The sequence below is a fragment of the Streptomyces sp. NPDC002640 genome, assembly GCF_053592575.1.
The window spans coordinates 1-13022 of sequence record NZ_JBSFVZ010000010.1; the positions used below are offsets into that span (position 1 = coordinate 1).

The following is a 13022-nucleotide window of genomic DNA, read 5'->3' on the forward strand; positions in this document are numbered from 1 at the left end:
ACTCCGTCACCCTATTTGAAGCGGGACCGTGGCTAACGTCCCTCACACAGCAGCGACGCCCTGAGCTGCAACGACGCCAAACAAACCCGAGATAACCATCACGCGGGTGCGCTACGACGAGACCTGCCTGCCCGACCCCGTCTCCCCCTACGGCGCCGCGAAGGCCGCCGCCGAGACCGCGGTGCGGCTCCTGCTGCACGGGTCCGTCGTGGCCCGCACCTCGCTGATCGTCGGTCACGGCAGGTCCGAGCACGAACGCCTGGTCCGCGACCTCGCGGCCGGCACGCGGGAGGGGGTCCTCTTCACCGACGACGTCCGCTGCCCCGTCCACGTCGACGACCTGGCCGCCGCCCTGTGGGAGGTGGCGCTGTCCGACGCGGCGGGCATGGTCCACCTCGCCGGCCCGGACGCGCTGAACCGGTACGAGCTGGGCCTGCTCATCGCCCGGCGCGACGGCCTCGACGGCACCCGGCTGCGCGCGGGCCTGCGGGCCGGGAGTTCCGTGCCCGGCCCCCTCGACGTCCGGCTCGACTGCGGCGCCACCCTGCGGCGGCTGCGCACCCGACTCCGCGGGGCGCGCGAGTTCCTCGCCGCCTCCGACCGCGACGACGGCGGACACGGCGGACACGGCGTTGACCGCGGTGACAGCGGTGGCGGTGACAGCGGTGACAGCGGTGACGGCGGTGACGGTGGCGCCTACGGCGCACGGCCCGCGGGCGAGGGGGCGGTCCCCTCCGACCGGCCGACGCCCGTCGGCTGAGGAGGGGGCGCGTCCCGCCGCCGTCCCGGTAGCGGACCAGCCGGGGGTACGGTCATGGCCGGCCCGTACGAGACGTCCCCCGGAGCGACGATGACCGATGCCACGCCGGACGCCCCGTCCGCCGTGCCTCCCGGCACGGAACTGGTCCTGCGGCCCCCCGGCCGCGCCGTGGACCGCCGCGCGGTCCTCTGGTGGACCGCGCAGGCCGTGCTCACCGTCGCCCCGCCGGTCCTCGTGCTGTGCGTGCTGGCCCAGTTGGTCCCTCCGGCCCGCGGGTGGCTGCTGTTCTCCGCGGCCGTCGTCGGCGTTCCCGGGCTGATCTACACCGCCGTGATGCCGGCCTGGCGGTTCCGGGTGCACCGCTGGGAGACGACGGGGGAGGCGGTGTTCACCCGGGCGGGCTGGGTGCGGCAGCAGTGGCGGATCGCGCCGCTGTCGCGCATCCAGACGGTCGACACCGTCCGAGGGCCGCTGCAGCAGTTGTTCGGGCTGTCCACCGTCACCGTCACCACCGCCTCGGCGGCGGGACCGGTGACGATCGACGGCCTGGACCACGCGCTCGCCCGCGAGTTGGCGGAGGAGCTGACCCGGATCACCCGGGCGACCCCGGGCGACGCGACATGAACGGCTCCGGCGACTCCGCCGGCTGGCGGCGCCTGGATCCCCGGATCGTCGTCGCCACCGCCGTCTGGTGCGCGCTGCTGGGCGTCGTCGCCCTCGCCGTCCTGTGGTGGCGCGACGCGCCGTGGTGGCTGTACGCGGCCGTCCCGGCGGCCGCGCTCTGGCTGCCGGCCTACGAGGGGATCCGCTGGCACCGCACGACCTACCGCCTCACCTCCGAACGCGTCGAGTTGAGGACCGGTGTGGCGGTGCGCAGCCACCGGTCCGTCCCCCGGCAGCGGGTGCGGAGCGTCGACGTGTCGGCCAACCCGGTGCACCGCATCCTCGGCATCCGCACGGTCAGGATAGGCACCAGTCACCGCGTCGGTTCCGGGCAGGACGCGGTGCTCACCCTGGACGCGCTCGCCGTGCGGGACTCCGACGCGCTGGGCGAGCGGTTGCTGCGCGGCCGGGGTGCGGGTGAGGACGGCGGCGACAGCGCCACCCTCGCGCGGATCCGGTGGAGCTGGCTGCGGTTCGCCCCGCTGTCGGTCGTGCCGCTCCTCCTCGGCCTCAGTGCCGTCGGGGGCCTCTACAACCTGCTGGACCTGCTCGGCGCCGAACCCGACACCGTGCTGGTCCCGCGCCTGATCTCCTGGCTGACCGGCTCGGCCGACCTGCTCACGGTCGTCCCGCTCGCCGTCCTGGCGGTGCTGACGGCCGGCGTCGTCGGGGCGCTCGGGCTGTACGTCGAGATGTGGTGGGACTTCCGCCTGACGCGCGAGCCGAACGGCACGCTGCGCGCCGCCCGCGGGCTGGTGGTGACCCGCTCGGTGTCGCTGGAGGAGGAGCGGCTGCGCGGGGTGGAGATCGCCGAGCCGCTGCTGCTGCGCCGGGGCGGCGGCGCGTACACCTACGCGGTCGCCACGGGCGCGGGCACCGTGGAGGAGGAGCTGCGCGTCCACAACACCGGCGCGCTGCTGCCTCCCGCTCCCCTGGCCGAGGCGCACCGGGTCGCCGCCGCGGTCCTGGGCGAGGAGCGGGACCCGACCGAGTCGGTGCGTCTCCTGCCGCACACCCGGCTCGCCCTGCACCGCATGCTGCGCCTGGTCCTCCTCGCGGGCCTCGGCGTCGGCGGCGTCCTGGTACTGCTCGGGGTGCTGCTGACGCCCGTCCTGGTGCACGCCGGCTGGATCGCGGCCCTCGTCGTCTGGGCGGCGGGCGCCCCGTTCGCCGTCGACGCCCACCGCAACCTCGGGCACGGCGTCACCGGCCGCTACCTGGTCACCCGGCACGGCACCCTCAAGCGCCGCACCGTCGCCCTGCGCCGCGACGGGGTGATCGGCTGGAACATCACTCAATGGGCGTGGCACCGCCGCTCGAGGCTGAGCCGGCTCACCGCCACCACGGCGGGCGGGCGCGGCGCCTACCACGTCAAGGACGTCCTGCTCCCGGAAGGGCTGCGCTTCGCCGACGAGGCCGTTCCGGGGCTGCTGGAGCCCTTCCTGGTCCGGGCACCGGTCGTGCCGGACGCGCGGGCCACCCGTAGGCTCGGCCCACATCCGCACTCCGAGGGGGCACCATGACCAGCAGGTTCACCGAATTGGTCGTCGACTGCCACGACCCGGAGCGGCTCGCGGCCTTCTGGTGCGCGGTCCTGGACTTCCAGGTGATCGACCGCGGCGAGGGGAAGGTCGAGATCGGTTCCTGGACCCCCACCGTGGAGCAGGTCCGGGCCCGCCAGATGCCGCCCACCCTGCTGTTCGTCCGGGTGCCCGAGGGCAAGGCGGTGAAGAACCGCCTCCACCTCGACGTCAGCCCGGTCGACCGCGGCACGCGGGAGGAGGTGGCCCGGCTGCTGGAGCTGGGGGCCACCACGGTGGACGCGGGCGAGGGCACCGACCGCACCTGGGTGGTCATGGCCGACCCCGAGGGCAACGAGTTCGACGTGCTGCGCACGCTGGCGCCCGCCGCCGGCTGACCGGCGGCCGACCGGCTGACCGGCTGACCGGCTGACCGGCTCCGGGTGCCGGTCCTCAGCACCGCCGGAGGCAGGCCCCTAGCACTGCCAGAGGAAGGCGCCCTCGCCGCACGGCCCGCAGACGAAGGCGTACGCCACCCCGTTGCCGCCGAAGTTCATCGCCGTGGCGTGGTTCGGGCCTTCCTCCAACTGGGCCACCAGGTCCATGCGTCGGTGGCAGCTCCCGCAGGACGGCGTCTCGTCGGCCTGCAACCACTCCGGCCGGCCGCCGAGTTGACCCAGCACGTGCCGCAGCGTCCGCCCGTCGACGGCGGCCCACTCCTCGCGGGCGCTGCCGTAGTCGTCCAGCGGCGACTCCGTCAGTTCCACGGCGTTGGCCTCCCCGAGGAACAGCATCTCCTCGCTCTCCGCCGCCGGCGCGGGGATCGGCGTCAGCCCCTCCGCGGGGTACAGGTGCAGCGCGTTGGCCCCGTCGGTGGGGCTCCACGCCTCGCACATGCCGGGGTCGGTCTGGCACATGAAGAGCGCCATGACGAGCCCGGCCCGCCCGTTGGCGGGTGCCGTGGGCCGCGTCGGGCCGTCGAGCAGGAACTGGGCCAGGAACTGCATCGGCCCCTCGCATTCGGCGCACATCGGCCACGCCGTCCCGGCGGGAGCCAGCGGCACTCCCCCGGTGCGCGTGACCAGCGCCTCCGGCTCCGCGGGCCCGGCGTAGGTCAGCAATGTCGTCGTCATGCCTGGACACTACCGACCCCGCACGGCTCCACCGCCGGCCGGGTCGGCGGCAGCGTGCGCGGCCTACGCCGCCCCGGCTCCGGTGCTCTTGAAGACCTGCCGTGCGTGCCACTCGACGTGCACCGGTGCCGGCCTCGGCCGTCCGGGCCGGGGTGCGGCCACCGGCCGCCCCTGGAGCGCGTCGACCGCCCGGCCCGCCTCGCTCCGGGCCACGTACACCGGGGAGACCTGGATGCGCAGATCGGGCCGGAGGCCGAGCACCCCGACGTCGAACAGGGTGTGGTGCAGGGCGCACAGCGCCAGCCCGTTGGCGACCTCGTCGGGCCCGTCCTGGCTGTGCCACCGGACATGGGCGGCCTCGAGCCCCACCGGGTGCCGCCCGAGGGCCCCGTCGAACCCGCAGAAGGCACAGGCGTACGCGTAGGCGTGCAGCACCTCTTCCGTGAACCCGGCCCGCCGCTTCCGTCGTCGTCCGCGTTCCACGGCCAGGTCCGCGACTGCGCCGAGGCCCGCCGGGTCCAGGCCGACCGCCTCGCAGATCGCCGGCTCGAGCGCGGGGGTGAAGTGCTGGTCCATCAGCAGCCGGACGGCCTGTCCCAGCACCCCGGGCCGGGACAGCAGCAGCTCCACGTCCGGCCGCAACCGTCCGTGCGCGCCCCGCGCCCGGAGCCGTCCGCCCCGCTCTGCGGTGTCGGGGCCGATCTCCCGCCCCTCCTGGTCCCGTACGTCCCACAGGGCCCGCTCCAGGTGGACGAACGGCATGGCGGCCCGCTCCCGCGCCCGGCCCGGGCTCCTCACCGTCGGCCCGAAGTCGTTGATCAGCCGGCTGACGGGTTCCTCCGCCTCGTCGTAGGAGACGTGGGTGGTGCCCGTCCCGGCGAACCTCCCCAGCAGCCACAGCACCAGGAGCGGTTTGTGCGGCGCCCGCCTGCCGCCGATCTGGGCCTGCCGCAACGCGGCGAGCCGGCGCATCAGTTCGTCCCGCGTCATCCGCCCCGGCCCGGCCTCGCCACCGCGCTCCCCCACACCGCCCCCTGTCGTCCGCGCACGGGTGCACGATCCTTCCCCGCGCCATGGTGCAGCACTATAAGCTGACGATCTTTCTGCGCCGGGCGGTGCGCGGTCGGCACGGCCCGCCACGGCGGCGCCACCGGCCGGAAGCCGTGCCGCCCCTCTGGAGGTTCCGTGGACGTCACCGCCCTCGCCCACCCCGACAGGCTCTGGTCCGTCGAGGAGGTGCTGTCCAGCCCCGGCCCGGTCCCGGCTGCCGCCGGCGTGTACGGCTGGCACTTCGAGAAGCCCCCGCACCCCGAACTGCCCGGCGGGCGCCTGCTCTACGTCGGCATGGCTCCGCGTCGCACGACCACCGGGACCAGCACGCAGAACCTGGCCACACGGGTGCGCTACCACTGCCGGGGCAACGCCGCCGGCTCGACGCTGCGGCTCTCGCTCGGCTGCCTGCTCGGCCTGGAGCTCCGCCGGGTCGGCAGCGGCCGGCGCCTGACCTTCGGCAGGGAGGGCGAGGCCGAGCTGAGCCGGTGGATGGCGGACAACGCGCGCGTCTGCTGGGTGGAGCACGCCGAGCCCACCGCCCTGGAGTCCCGGCTCATAGCCGAGCTCGACCTGCCGCTGAACATCGACCAGAACAGGCACAACGCCTTCTACGGGCGGCTCCGGAGCATCCGGGCCCAGGCCAGGTCCACGGCACGGGAGTTGCCCGTCACCGCGTAGCGGGGGCGGCACCGGTCACCGAGACAGGCGCGTCGCCGCCTGCGCCTCTGCCGCCCGGAGGAGCCCGGCAGCCTCCGGGTGCGGTCCGCGGTTCGCCCATTCCAGCGGGGACATGCCGGTGCCGTGGTCCTCCCGCAGGTGGGGATCGGCGCCGTGGGCCAGCAGCTGGCGGATCGTCGCGGTGTGCCCCCAGCAGGCGGCCGCGCACAGCGGCGTGCCCTCCGAGCCGAGGCCACGGCTCTCGGTGTCGGGCGAGGCTCCGGCTTCCATGAGCACCCGGGCCACCTCGGCCTCGCCCTGCACCGAGGCCAGGTACAGCGCAGTGGCGCCCTCACCGTTCCGCCCCTCCGGACTCGCCCCCCTGCGCAACAGGGCCCGCGTGCGCGGGACGTCGCCGGCCAGCACCGCCTCGAACAGCCGACGGGACAGCTTCTTCTGCGCGCGCCGCTTCATGACCGCCGAAGCTGACGAGAACGCATACGCCGGGGCTACCCGGCTCGCCTGAGGCGGACGACGGCGAACCACACGGCGCCCAGGACGACCAGGAACAGCGGCAGCGCGCCGGGCTCGCCCTCCGTGGTGATCATGAGCACCATCAGCGCGAGTCCGATCGCGCTGATGCCTGCCGGCACGGCCGTCTTCATCGAGTTCCCCCCAGGGTGGGCCACCACATCTACCTATCGACTATCGGCAACGATCTATCGAATGTCAATAGAAGGGGGTCGCCTCGTCAGCGGCGGAGCTGGTCGCGTACCCACCCCGGCGCGGGGTTCGTGCGGTACCGGCCGGCGGCGAGCACGGTCGGTACGGTCTCGTCGCCGTCGTTCGCGGCCCGGACCTCCGCCGCGGCGGCCGGGTCGCGCCAGATGTCGACCCAGTGTGCCTCGCGGGCGCGGCGGCCCAGCCGGAGACGGAGGCGGAGGCAGTACGTGCAGCCGGGGCGCCAGAACACGACGGGCCGGCCGTCGGCCTGGCTGCGGCGGTGCGCCTCGGCGGCCGTCACCGGCCGCGGGAAGGAGAGCGGCGAGTACACGCCGGCGAGCAGCGCGAAGGCGAGCAGGGTCGCGACGGCGACGTCGACGTCGCCGCGGGACAGCCGCGCGGCGGCGAGGAGGGCGCCGGCGGTGAGGAAGAGCGCCGGGAGCGCCCAGGGGCGGGCCATGGGGGCGACCCTACCGACCGGTCGACGATGCCGTCGCGCCGCCCTGGGCGGGGCAGCGAGGCGCGACGGCACCGTCGAGTCAGACCGCTTCGAGGAGCTGCGGCCCGTTGCTGCGGGTGTTGTTCACGGCGGTGGAGACGGGGCGCGCGTGGAGGCGGCCCTCCGCGGGCTGGGTGAGGAGGTCGCGGAGGTGCGCGGTGTCGTCGTGCTGGGGGTCGAGCCAGGCCTCGTAGTGGTCGGGGGTGAGGGCGAGCGGCATCCGGGGGTGGACGCGGCCTGCCGCGTCGGTGGCCTCGGTGGTGATGATGGTGCAGGTCAGCAGCCAGGCGGCCGGGTCGTCGCCGTCCTTGACCTCGGGGTTGCGCCAGTACTCGTACAGCCCGGCGAGGGCCATCACCTCGCCGTCGGTGGGGTGGATGAAGTACGGCTGCTTGCGGACCTTGCCGGTCTGCTCGTCCTTCACCTGCTCCCACTCGTAGAAGCCGTCCGCGGGGAGCAGGCAGCGGCGGCGGACGAACGCGGCGCGGTAGGCGGACTTCTCGTGCACGGTCTCCACGCGGGCGTTGATCATGCGCGAGCCGATCTTCGGGTCCTTCGCCCAGGAGGGCACCAGGCCCCAGCGCAGGGTCCGCAGCTCCCGGCGTACCGGCGTGTCGTCCTCGGCTCCCTTCCGGGCGCGCTCCAGGACGGCGTAGACCGGGTCGGTGGGGGCGACGTTCCAGCTCTGCTCCAGGGTCTCCTCGGGGCGCCATTCGGCGACGTCGAAGAGCTTGGTCAGTTCCTGAGGGCTCCGGGTGGAGACGTATCGGCCGCACATGCCTCCACTCTGGCACGGTCCGCCCCGCGGTCGGGGGTGTTCCCGGTACCGGCGCACCCCCTTGACCGTGCCGCACGGGCTGCCCTGCCGCCGTCCGGGTGCACGGGCCCGCGGGGCGGAGGGAGAATGGAACGGCGAGATACCGAGATACCGAGATACCGAGCGCGAACGGCCCGTCGCGCCACGATCCGCTCGGCCCTGCCGGACGTCGCGTGCCCCTGAGTCCGTCCGCCGCTCACGGACTCCGGACAGAGGTGTGCATCATGGCCACGACCGGCAACGGCGCCACGGGCGCCGGAGGCGCGACGGACGCGCTGGACACGGCGGTGCTGGACAAGCTGCGCCAGGCGATGCGGGGCGAGGTGGTCGCCCCCGGTGACCCCGGTTACGACGAGGCGCGCAGCGTCTACAACGCGATGGTGGACCGGCGCCCCTCCGCGGTGGCGCGCTGCGTGGACGTCGGCGACGTGCGGGCGGTGCTGTCGCTGGCCCGGGACACGGGCGCGGAGCTGACCGTGCGCGGGGGCGGCCACAGCGGGCCGGGGCTGGGGGTGGCGGACGACGCGGTGGCCCTGGACCTGTCGCCGATGCGCTGGGTCAGGGTGGACCCCGAGGCACGGACCGCCCAGGTGGGGGGCGGCAGCCAGCTGGGCGACCTCGACCACGCGGCGCACACCTTCGGCCTCGGCCTTCCGTCCGGGATCAACTCGACGACCGGGGTGAGCGGCCTGACCCTGGGCGGCGGCCACGGGCATCTCACCCGCACGTTCGGCCTGACCGTCGACAGCCTGCTCTCCGCCGACGTGGTCCTCGCCGACGGTTCCTTCGTGACCGCGTCCGAGGACGAACACCCCGATCTCTTCTGGGCGTTGCGCGGCGGCGGGGGCAACTTCGGGGTGGTCACCGAGTTCACGTTCCGGCTGCACCCGGTGGACACGGTCACCGTGGGCCTGACGGCGTGGCCGGTCGACCGCGCCTCCGACGTGCTGCGCTGGTACCGCGAGTTCCTGCCGGCCGCGCCCGAGGAGCTCAACGGCTTCTACGCCGCGATGTCCGTGCCGCCCGGGCCGCCGTTCCCGGAGGAGATGTACGGGCGGACCGTCGCGGCGGTGGTCTGGTGCTGGGCCGGGGAGCGGGAGGGCGACCGGCTGGAGCGGCTGCTCGCCGCCGTGAACGAACCGGCGCCCGCGGCCTTCCACTTCACCGCGCCCCTGCCGCTGCCCGCCCTGCAGAGCATGTTCGACGACCTGCTCCCGAAGGGCCTGCAGTGGTACTGGCGGGGCGACTTCTTCGACGACATCTCCGACGGGGCCGTCGAGGTGCACCAGCGGTTCGGGGCGGACCTGCCGAGCGGGCTGTCGACGATGCACCTCTACCCGATCGACGGCGCCGCCCACCGGGTGGGTGCCGACGACACGGCCTGGGCCTACCGGGACGCCGTCTGGTCGGGCGTGATCGCCGGCATCGACCCGGACCCGGCCAACGCGGAGGCGCTGCGCCGGTGGTGCGTGGACTACTGGGAGGCGCTGCACCCGCACTCGATGGGGGGCGGCTACGTCAACTTCATCGGCGAGCACGAGGGGACGGAGCGGGTCCGGGCGACGTACCGCGGCCATTACGACCGGCTGGCCGAGGTCAAGCGCGCCTACGACCCGGAGAACCTCTTCCACCGGAACCAGAACATCCGTCCCGCCGCTGCCTGAGCCGCCCGGCCGGGGCCCGGGCCGGCCCCCCAGGTCGACGAAACCCGCTGGTCACCGCCTCCGGTTGCCGTTAGCGTCGGTCCTCCCGGCGGGCGCTGCCGGCGTCCGCCCAAACCAGGAGAGCCGTTCCGATGACCAGCCCCCGACCGACGACGACCCTGTGGCGCCCCACCGGCACGAAGGAGCTGGAGCTGGTGCGCGAGTCGGGGTGGCGTGCCTGGCCGCCGCGGCTGCCGGAGCAGCCGATCTTCTACCCGGTGCTGAACGAGGACTACGCGGTGCGGATCGCGCGGGACTGGAACGTCAAGCACGACGGGGCCGGTTACGTCACGCGGTTCGAGGTCGACTCCGCCTTCCTGCGCCGGTACCCGGTCCGGCAGGCGGGCGGGCGCACGATCCTCGAACTGTGGGTGCCGGCGGAGGAGCTGGACGACTTCAACGCGCACATCGTCGGCCCGATCGAGGTCGTGCACGAGTTCCGCCGAGGGGTGGTCAGGTGAGGTTCAGTCCGCCGTCCAGCACGACGACCTCGCCGGTGAGGTAGGGCGCGGCGATCAGGGAGGCCACCAGGTCGGCGACGTCGGCCGGCCGGGCGGGGCGGCGCATGGGCGAGCGCTCGCGCCAGAGTGCGTGGGCGTCCGCCCAGTCCTTGGTCATGGGCGTGTCCACCAGCCCGGGCGCGACCGCGTTGACCCGCACGTCGGGGCCGAGCGCGGCGGCGAGCAGCCGTGTCACGTGGTTGAGCGCGGCCTTGCTCGCCGCGTACGGCACGGAGGAGCCCTTGGGGCGCACCCCGGCGTGGCTGGTGATGTTGACGATGCTGCCCCCGCCGGGGGCCTCGCGCAGGGCGGGGAGCGCGGCGGTGCAGAGCACCCAGGGGGCGATCAGGTTGACTTCCAGGAGGCGCCGCCAGTCGGCGGGGGTCGCGGCGGCGAGGTCGGCGTGCGGGACGGGCCAGCTGATGCCGGCGTTGTTGACCAGCACGTCCAGTCGACCGCACCGGTCGAGCGCGGTCCCGACCAGCGCGCGGGCCTCGTCCTCCACCTCCAGGTCCGCCCGCACGTACTCCCCGCCGAGTTCGGCCGCCAGTGCCTCACCGGCCGCCACGCTGGAGCGCGAGTGCACCACGACCCGCATCCCGTCGGCCGCCAGCCTCCGCGCGACGGCCTCGCCGATGCCCGACGTCGACCCGCTGACCAGGGCGACCGGCCGTTCCGCTCGTTCGTTGCTCATTCCGCGGATCCTGTCACGCCGACGGCCCCGAGCTGCGGCGAGGTGCGCCTTCAGCGGGTGCAGACGACGGTGACGAGGGTGACCGGTCGGGCTGTCGCCGCTGCCGGAGCGACGCCGGTGATCCGGGGGCCTGGTGCGGGTCGCGGTGCGGGCCGTGTCGCCCGGCCGTCCGGCCTCACGGGTGCATGCGTGCGCCCTTGAGGACCTTGTCGACGGGGTTGCGCGGGCCGTGGACGGCGAGGCCCACCAGGTCGAGTTGGTCGCGGTGGACGGCGCGGACCGCGGCGCGGTTGTCGTGGTCGTTGCCGGTGGCGAACAGGTCGGAGGTGAAGACGGCGCGGGGCAGCGCGCGGGAGAGGGCGCGGCCGTGCGCGGCGGTCAAAGTCTCCTTTGTGCCCTCGAAGACCAGCACGGGCTGGCGGAACATCGGCAGGTAGGGGGTTCCGTCTGCGTCGGCGTAGGGCTCGCCGATCAGCTCGGGCAGCTCCGCGCCGAGGCCGCTGACCAGGAAGGCGGTCACGTTGAGGCGCTGCCAGGGCTCCAGGTCGTCGCGGAGCAGGACGGCGATCTTGGTGTCGCAGCGGGTCTGCGGGGCGGTCAGGGCGCTGCCGGTGGTCTCGGATCTCATGGTGCGAGCATCGCCGCCGGTGCGGGGCGCCGTCTTGTACGTTCCTGACATGGGTGCGGGGCCGCGGACGGAGCGGACGGAGCGGACAGAGGTGACGGCGTGGCGGCCGCGCGTGTCGGGGGTGGTGGAGGTCTTCCACGCCCGTTTCGCCGAGCACGCCTACCCGATGCACGTGCACGACACGTGGACGCTGCTGATCGTCGATGACGGTGCCGTCCGCTACGACCTGGAGCGGCACCGGCGGCACGGTACGCGGCGGGACGTGGTGACCCTGCTGCCGCCGCACGTGCCTCACAACGGCGCGCCGGCGACACCGCAGGGGTTCCGCAAGCGCGTCGTGTACCTGGACCTGAGCCGGCTGGACGAGAGCCTGGTGGGCCCGGCGGTGGACGGTCCGGACCTGTCCGATCCGGTCCTGCGGCACCGCGTCGCCCGGTTGCACACGTCGCTGGCGCGGCCGGGCGACGAGCTGGAGACGGAGAGCCGGCTCGCCCTGATCACCGAGCGGCTGCGCGGCCACCTGCGCCCCCGCGGCCCCGCGGCCGGGTCCCCGCCCACCGCCGCAGATGGCCGGGGCGTGGCCCGGCGGCTGCGCGAACTCCTCGATGAGCACGTGGTGGAGGGCCTCACCCTGGACGAGGCGTCCCGAGTGGTGGGGGCCCGTCCCACCCACCTCGTGCGGGCCTTCGGCGCCGTCTTCGGCATCCCGCCCCATCAGTACCTGACCGCCCGCAGGATCGATCGGGCCCGGCGGCTCCTCCTCGACGGCATGCCCGCCGCGGAGGTGGCCGTCGCGGCGGGCTTCCACGACCAGTCCCACCTCACCCGCCACTTCCGCCGCCACCTCGGGGTCACCCCCGGCCGGTACGGGCGCGGGCGGATGCCGGACGACGACGACGGCGACGGCGACGGCGACGGCGACGGCGACGGCGACGGCGACGGGTGAGCGAGTCGCGTCATCGGCGGCGACGCGGAGGGAACGGCGCAATTCGGCGTGCCGGTCGGGGAATTCCGGCCGAGGTTTTCGGGTGCGACACCGGCGGGCCGTAATTCCTGGGGTTCGCATTCCCATTGCCGCGGGCTCTCAGTAGTACCGCAGCCCGTTCCAGGTGCGCGGGCCGACGATGCCGTCGACGAGGAGTCCGTAGTCGGACTGGAAGGCGCGGACCGCCGACCGCGTGCCGGGGCCGAAGACGCCGTCGATCCCCGCATGGCCCACGTTGTAGCCGAGGGCCAGCAGCAGGCACTGGGCCTCGCGGACCGTGACTCCGGTGCACCCGTAGGACACGGTGGGCGGGATGACCCGCTTGTCGAAGCCGCAGTACCAGCCGGCGGGCCCTCGCGGCGCCTCGGCGCTGTCGGAGGGTCCGGCGGCGGGTTCGGTCGTCACCGTGCCACCGGACGCGCCGCCGCGGGTCCGGCCGCCACCGCGGGAGCGCCGTCGGCGGGCGCGGGGGCGAGCGGTGCCCGGGGTGCGGGGCGACGGAATTCCATCGTCGTGGCCTTTCGGTGACGGGTGACGGAAAGACTGCTTTTCGGTCCGGCGACGCATTTCTCGCGATTTCCGTCGCCGTGACGACAATCCTTGTCACGTGCCGTCACGGCGGCAATGGGCGATCTCGGGCGTGACGCGATCCTTTCCACGTCGTTCGCCGCGCTCCCCTGTTCAGCC

General features: G+C 74.4%; 16 protein-coding genes and 1 pseudogene. 8 read left to right on the plus strand and 9 right to left on the minus strand.

Going from position 1 to position 13022, the window contains the following annotated elements; translation table 11 throughout:
- Nucleotides 1-103 precede the first annotated feature (103 nt).
- The 4 genes and pseudogenes from ACWD3O_RS15225 to ACWD3O_RS15240 all read left to right on the plus strand — a co-directional run.
- Nucleotides 104-592: pseudogene (locus ACWD3O_RS15225) on the plus strand (sugar nucleotide-binding protein); the annotation flags it as partial.
- 258 nt (nt 593-850) lie between these two features.
- Nucleotides 851-1384 (plus strand): PH domain-containing protein, encoded by a 534-nt coding sequence (locus ACWD3O_RS15230; RefSeq protein WP_451408812.1) that lies wholly within the window; start codon nt 851-853, stop codon nt 1382-1384.
- On the plus strand, nt 1381-2946 hold the full coding sequence (locus tag ACWD3O_RS15235) for a PH domain-containing protein (protein WP_451416163.1): 1566 nt from the start codon (nt 1381-1383) through the stop codon (nt 2944-2946). The genes ACWD3O_RS15230 and ACWD3O_RS15235 overlap by 4 nt, the downstream gene beginning before the upstream one ends.
- The gene (locus tag ACWD3O_RS15240; RefSeq protein WP_451416164.1) at nt 2943-3341 is read left to right on the plus strand and encodes a VOC family protein; all 399 of its coding nucleotides are present in this window, start codon (nt 2943-2945) and stop codon (nt 3339-3341) included. The genes ACWD3O_RS15235 and ACWD3O_RS15240 overlap by 4 nt, the downstream gene beginning before the upstream one ends.
- A 78-nt stretch (nt 3342-3419) precedes the next feature.
- Here ACWD3O_RS15240 and ACWD3O_RS15245 read toward each other — a convergent pair whose 3' ends face one another.
- Both ACWD3O_RS15245 and ACWD3O_RS15250 read right to left on the minus strand, forming a co-directional pair.
- Nucleotides 3420-4076, minus strand: coding sequence for a DUF1963 domain-containing protein (locus tag ACWD3O_RS15245; RefSeq protein ID WP_451416165.1), 657 nt, complete (start codon nt 4074-4076; stop codon nt 3420-3422).
- A gap of 63 nt (nt 4077-4139) precedes the next feature.
- A complete protein-coding gene (locus tag ACWD3O_RS15250) occupies nt 4140-5066 on the minus strand; it encodes a phosphorothioated DNA-binding restriction endonuclease (protein ID WP_451416288.1) in 927 nt (308 codons plus the stop codon).
- A 195-nt stretch (nt 5067-5261) separates the two neighbouring features.
- Here ACWD3O_RS15250 and ACWD3O_RS15255 point away from each other — a divergent pair, with 195 nt between their 5' ends.
- Nucleotides 5262-5807 carry a GIY-YIG nuclease family protein gene (locus ACWD3O_RS15255; RefSeq protein WP_451416166.1) on the plus strand — a complete coding sequence of 182 codons (546 nt, stop codon included), beginning with the start codon at nt 5262-5264 and terminating at the stop codon, nt 5805-5807.
- Between the two features lie 15 nt (nt 5808-5822).
- On the opposite strand, the gene ACWD3O_RS15260 is transcribed toward ACWD3O_RS15255, so the two are convergent.
- From ACWD3O_RS15260 to ACWD3O_RS15275, 4 genes are all read right to left on the minus strand, one after another.
- Nucleotides 5823-6260: an ankyrin repeat domain-containing protein gene (locus ACWD3O_RS15260; protein ID WP_451416167.1), complete on the minus strand. Its 438-nt coding sequence runs from the start codon at nt 6258-6260 to the stop codon at nt 5823-5825.
- Nucleotides 6261-6295: 35 nt separating this feature from the next.
- Entirely contained in the window at nt 6296-6451 is a 156-nt protein-coding gene (locus ACWD3O_RS15265; protein WP_451416168.1) for a hypothetical protein, read from the minus strand.
- A gap of 86 nt (nt 6452-6537) precedes the next feature.
- Nucleotides 6538-6969: a glutaredoxin domain-containing protein gene (locus tag ACWD3O_RS15270; RefSeq protein WP_451416169.1), complete on the minus strand. Its 432-nt coding sequence runs from the start codon at nt 6967-6969 to the stop codon at nt 6538-6540.
- Between the two features lie 79 nt (nt 6970-7048).
- Complete coding sequence (locus ACWD3O_RS15275; protein WP_451416170.1) at nt 7049-7786, minus strand: SOS response-associated peptidase; 738 nt, start codon at nt 7784-7786, stop codon at nt 7049-7051.
- 263 nt (nt 7787-8049) lie between these two features.
- Between ACWD3O_RS15275 and ACWD3O_RS15280 the strand changes: the two genes are divergently transcribed.
- Nucleotides 8050-9489: an FAD-binding oxidoreductase gene (locus ACWD3O_RS15280; RefSeq protein ID WP_451416171.1), complete on the plus strand. Its 1440-nt coding sequence runs from the start codon at nt 8050-8052 to the stop codon at nt 9487-9489.
- Between the two features lie 131 nt (nt 9490-9620).
- Nucleotides 9621-9989 carry a hypothetical protein gene (locus tag ACWD3O_RS15285; protein ID WP_451416172.1) on the plus strand — a complete coding sequence of 123 codons (369 nt, stop codon included), beginning with the start codon at nt 9621-9623 and terminating at the stop codon, nt 9987-9989.
- On the opposite strand, the gene ACWD3O_RS15290 is transcribed toward ACWD3O_RS15285, so the two are convergent.
- On the minus strand, nt 9982-10722 hold the full coding sequence (locus ACWD3O_RS15290) for an SDR family NAD(P)-dependent oxidoreductase (RefSeq protein WP_451416173.1): 741 nt from the start codon (nt 10720-10722) through the stop codon (nt 9982-9984). The genes ACWD3O_RS15285 and ACWD3O_RS15290 overlap by 8 nt on opposite strands.
- 175 nt (nt 10723-10897) lie before the next feature.
- A complete protein-coding gene (locus tag ACWD3O_RS15295) occupies nt 10898-11350 on the minus strand; it encodes a DUF2000 family protein (protein ID WP_451416174.1) in 453 nt (150 codons plus the stop codon).
- Nucleotides 11351-11399: 49 nt separating this feature from the next.
- Between ACWD3O_RS15295 and ACWD3O_RS15300 the strand changes: the two genes are divergently transcribed.
- Nucleotides 11400-12296 carry an AraC family transcriptional regulator gene (locus ACWD3O_RS15300; RefSeq protein ID WP_451416175.1) on the plus strand — a complete coding sequence of 299 codons (897 nt, stop codon included), beginning with the start codon at nt 11400-11402 and terminating at the stop codon, nt 12294-12296.
- Nucleotides 12297-12434: 138 nt separating this feature from the next.
- Here the strand turns inward: ACWD3O_RS15300 and ACWD3O_RS15305 are convergent, their stop codons facing one another.
- Nucleotides 12435-12740 (minus strand): peptidoglycan-binding domain-containing protein, encoded by a 306-nt coding sequence (locus ACWD3O_RS15305; RefSeq protein ID WP_451408838.1) that lies wholly within the window; start codon nt 12738-12740, stop codon nt 12435-12437.
- Nucleotides 12741-13022: the final 282 nt, after the last annotated feature.

Coding starts and splice junctions, on each gene's coding strand:
- ACWD3O_RS15230 (WP_451408812.1), top strand. CDS start 851: ATGACCGATGCCACGCCGGACGCCCCGTCCGCCGTGCCTCCCGGCACG.
- ACWD3O_RS15235 (WP_451416163.1), top strand. CDS start 1,381: ATGAACGGCTCCGGCGACTCCGCCGGCTGGCGGCGCCTGGATCCCCGG.
- ACWD3O_RS15240 (WP_451416164.1), top strand. CDS start 2,943: ATGACCAGCAGGTTCACCGAATTGGTCGTCGACTGCCACGACCCGGAG.
- ACWD3O_RS15245 (WP_451416165.1), bottom strand. CDS start 4,076: ATGACGACGACATTGCTGACCTACGCCGGGCCCGCGGAGCCGGAGGCG.
- ACWD3O_RS15250 (WP_451416288.1), bottom strand. CDS start 5,066: ATGACGCGGGACGAACTGATGCGCCGGCTCGCCGCGTTGCGGCAGGCC.
- ACWD3O_RS15260 (WP_451416167.1), bottom strand. CDS start 6,260: ATGAAGCGGCGCGCGCAGAAGAAGCTGTCCCGTCGGCTGTTCGAGGCG.
- ACWD3O_RS15265 (WP_451416168.1), bottom strand. CDS start 6,451: ATGAAGACGGCCGTGCCGGCAGGCATCAGCGCGATCGGACTCGCGCTG.
- ACWD3O_RS15270 (WP_451416169.1), bottom strand. CDS start 6,969: ATGGCCCGCCCCTGGGCGCTCCCGGCGCTCTTCCTCACCGCCGGCGCC.
- ACWD3O_RS15275 (WP_451416170.1), bottom strand. CDS start 7,786: ATGTGCGGCCGATACGTCTCCACCCGGAGCCCTCAGGAACTGACCAAG.
- ACWD3O_RS15280 (WP_451416171.1), top strand. CDS start 8,050: ATGGCCACGACCGGCAACGGCGCCACGGGCGCCGGAGGCGCGACGGAC.
- ACWD3O_RS15285 (WP_451416172.1), top strand. CDS start 9,621: ATGACCAGCCCCCGACCGACGACGACCCTGTGGCGCCCCACCGGCACG.
- ACWD3O_RS15290 (WP_451416173.1), bottom strand. CDS start 10,722: ATGAGCAACGAACGAGCGGAACGGCCGGTCGCCCTGGTCAGCGGGTCG.
- ACWD3O_RS15295 (WP_451416174.1), bottom strand. CDS start 11,350: ATGAGATCCGAGACCACCGGCAGCGCCCTGACCGCCCCGCAGACCCGC.
- ACWD3O_RS15300 (WP_451416175.1), top strand. CDS start 11,400: ATGGGTGCGGGGCCGCGGACGGAGCGGACGGAGCGGACAGAGGTGACG.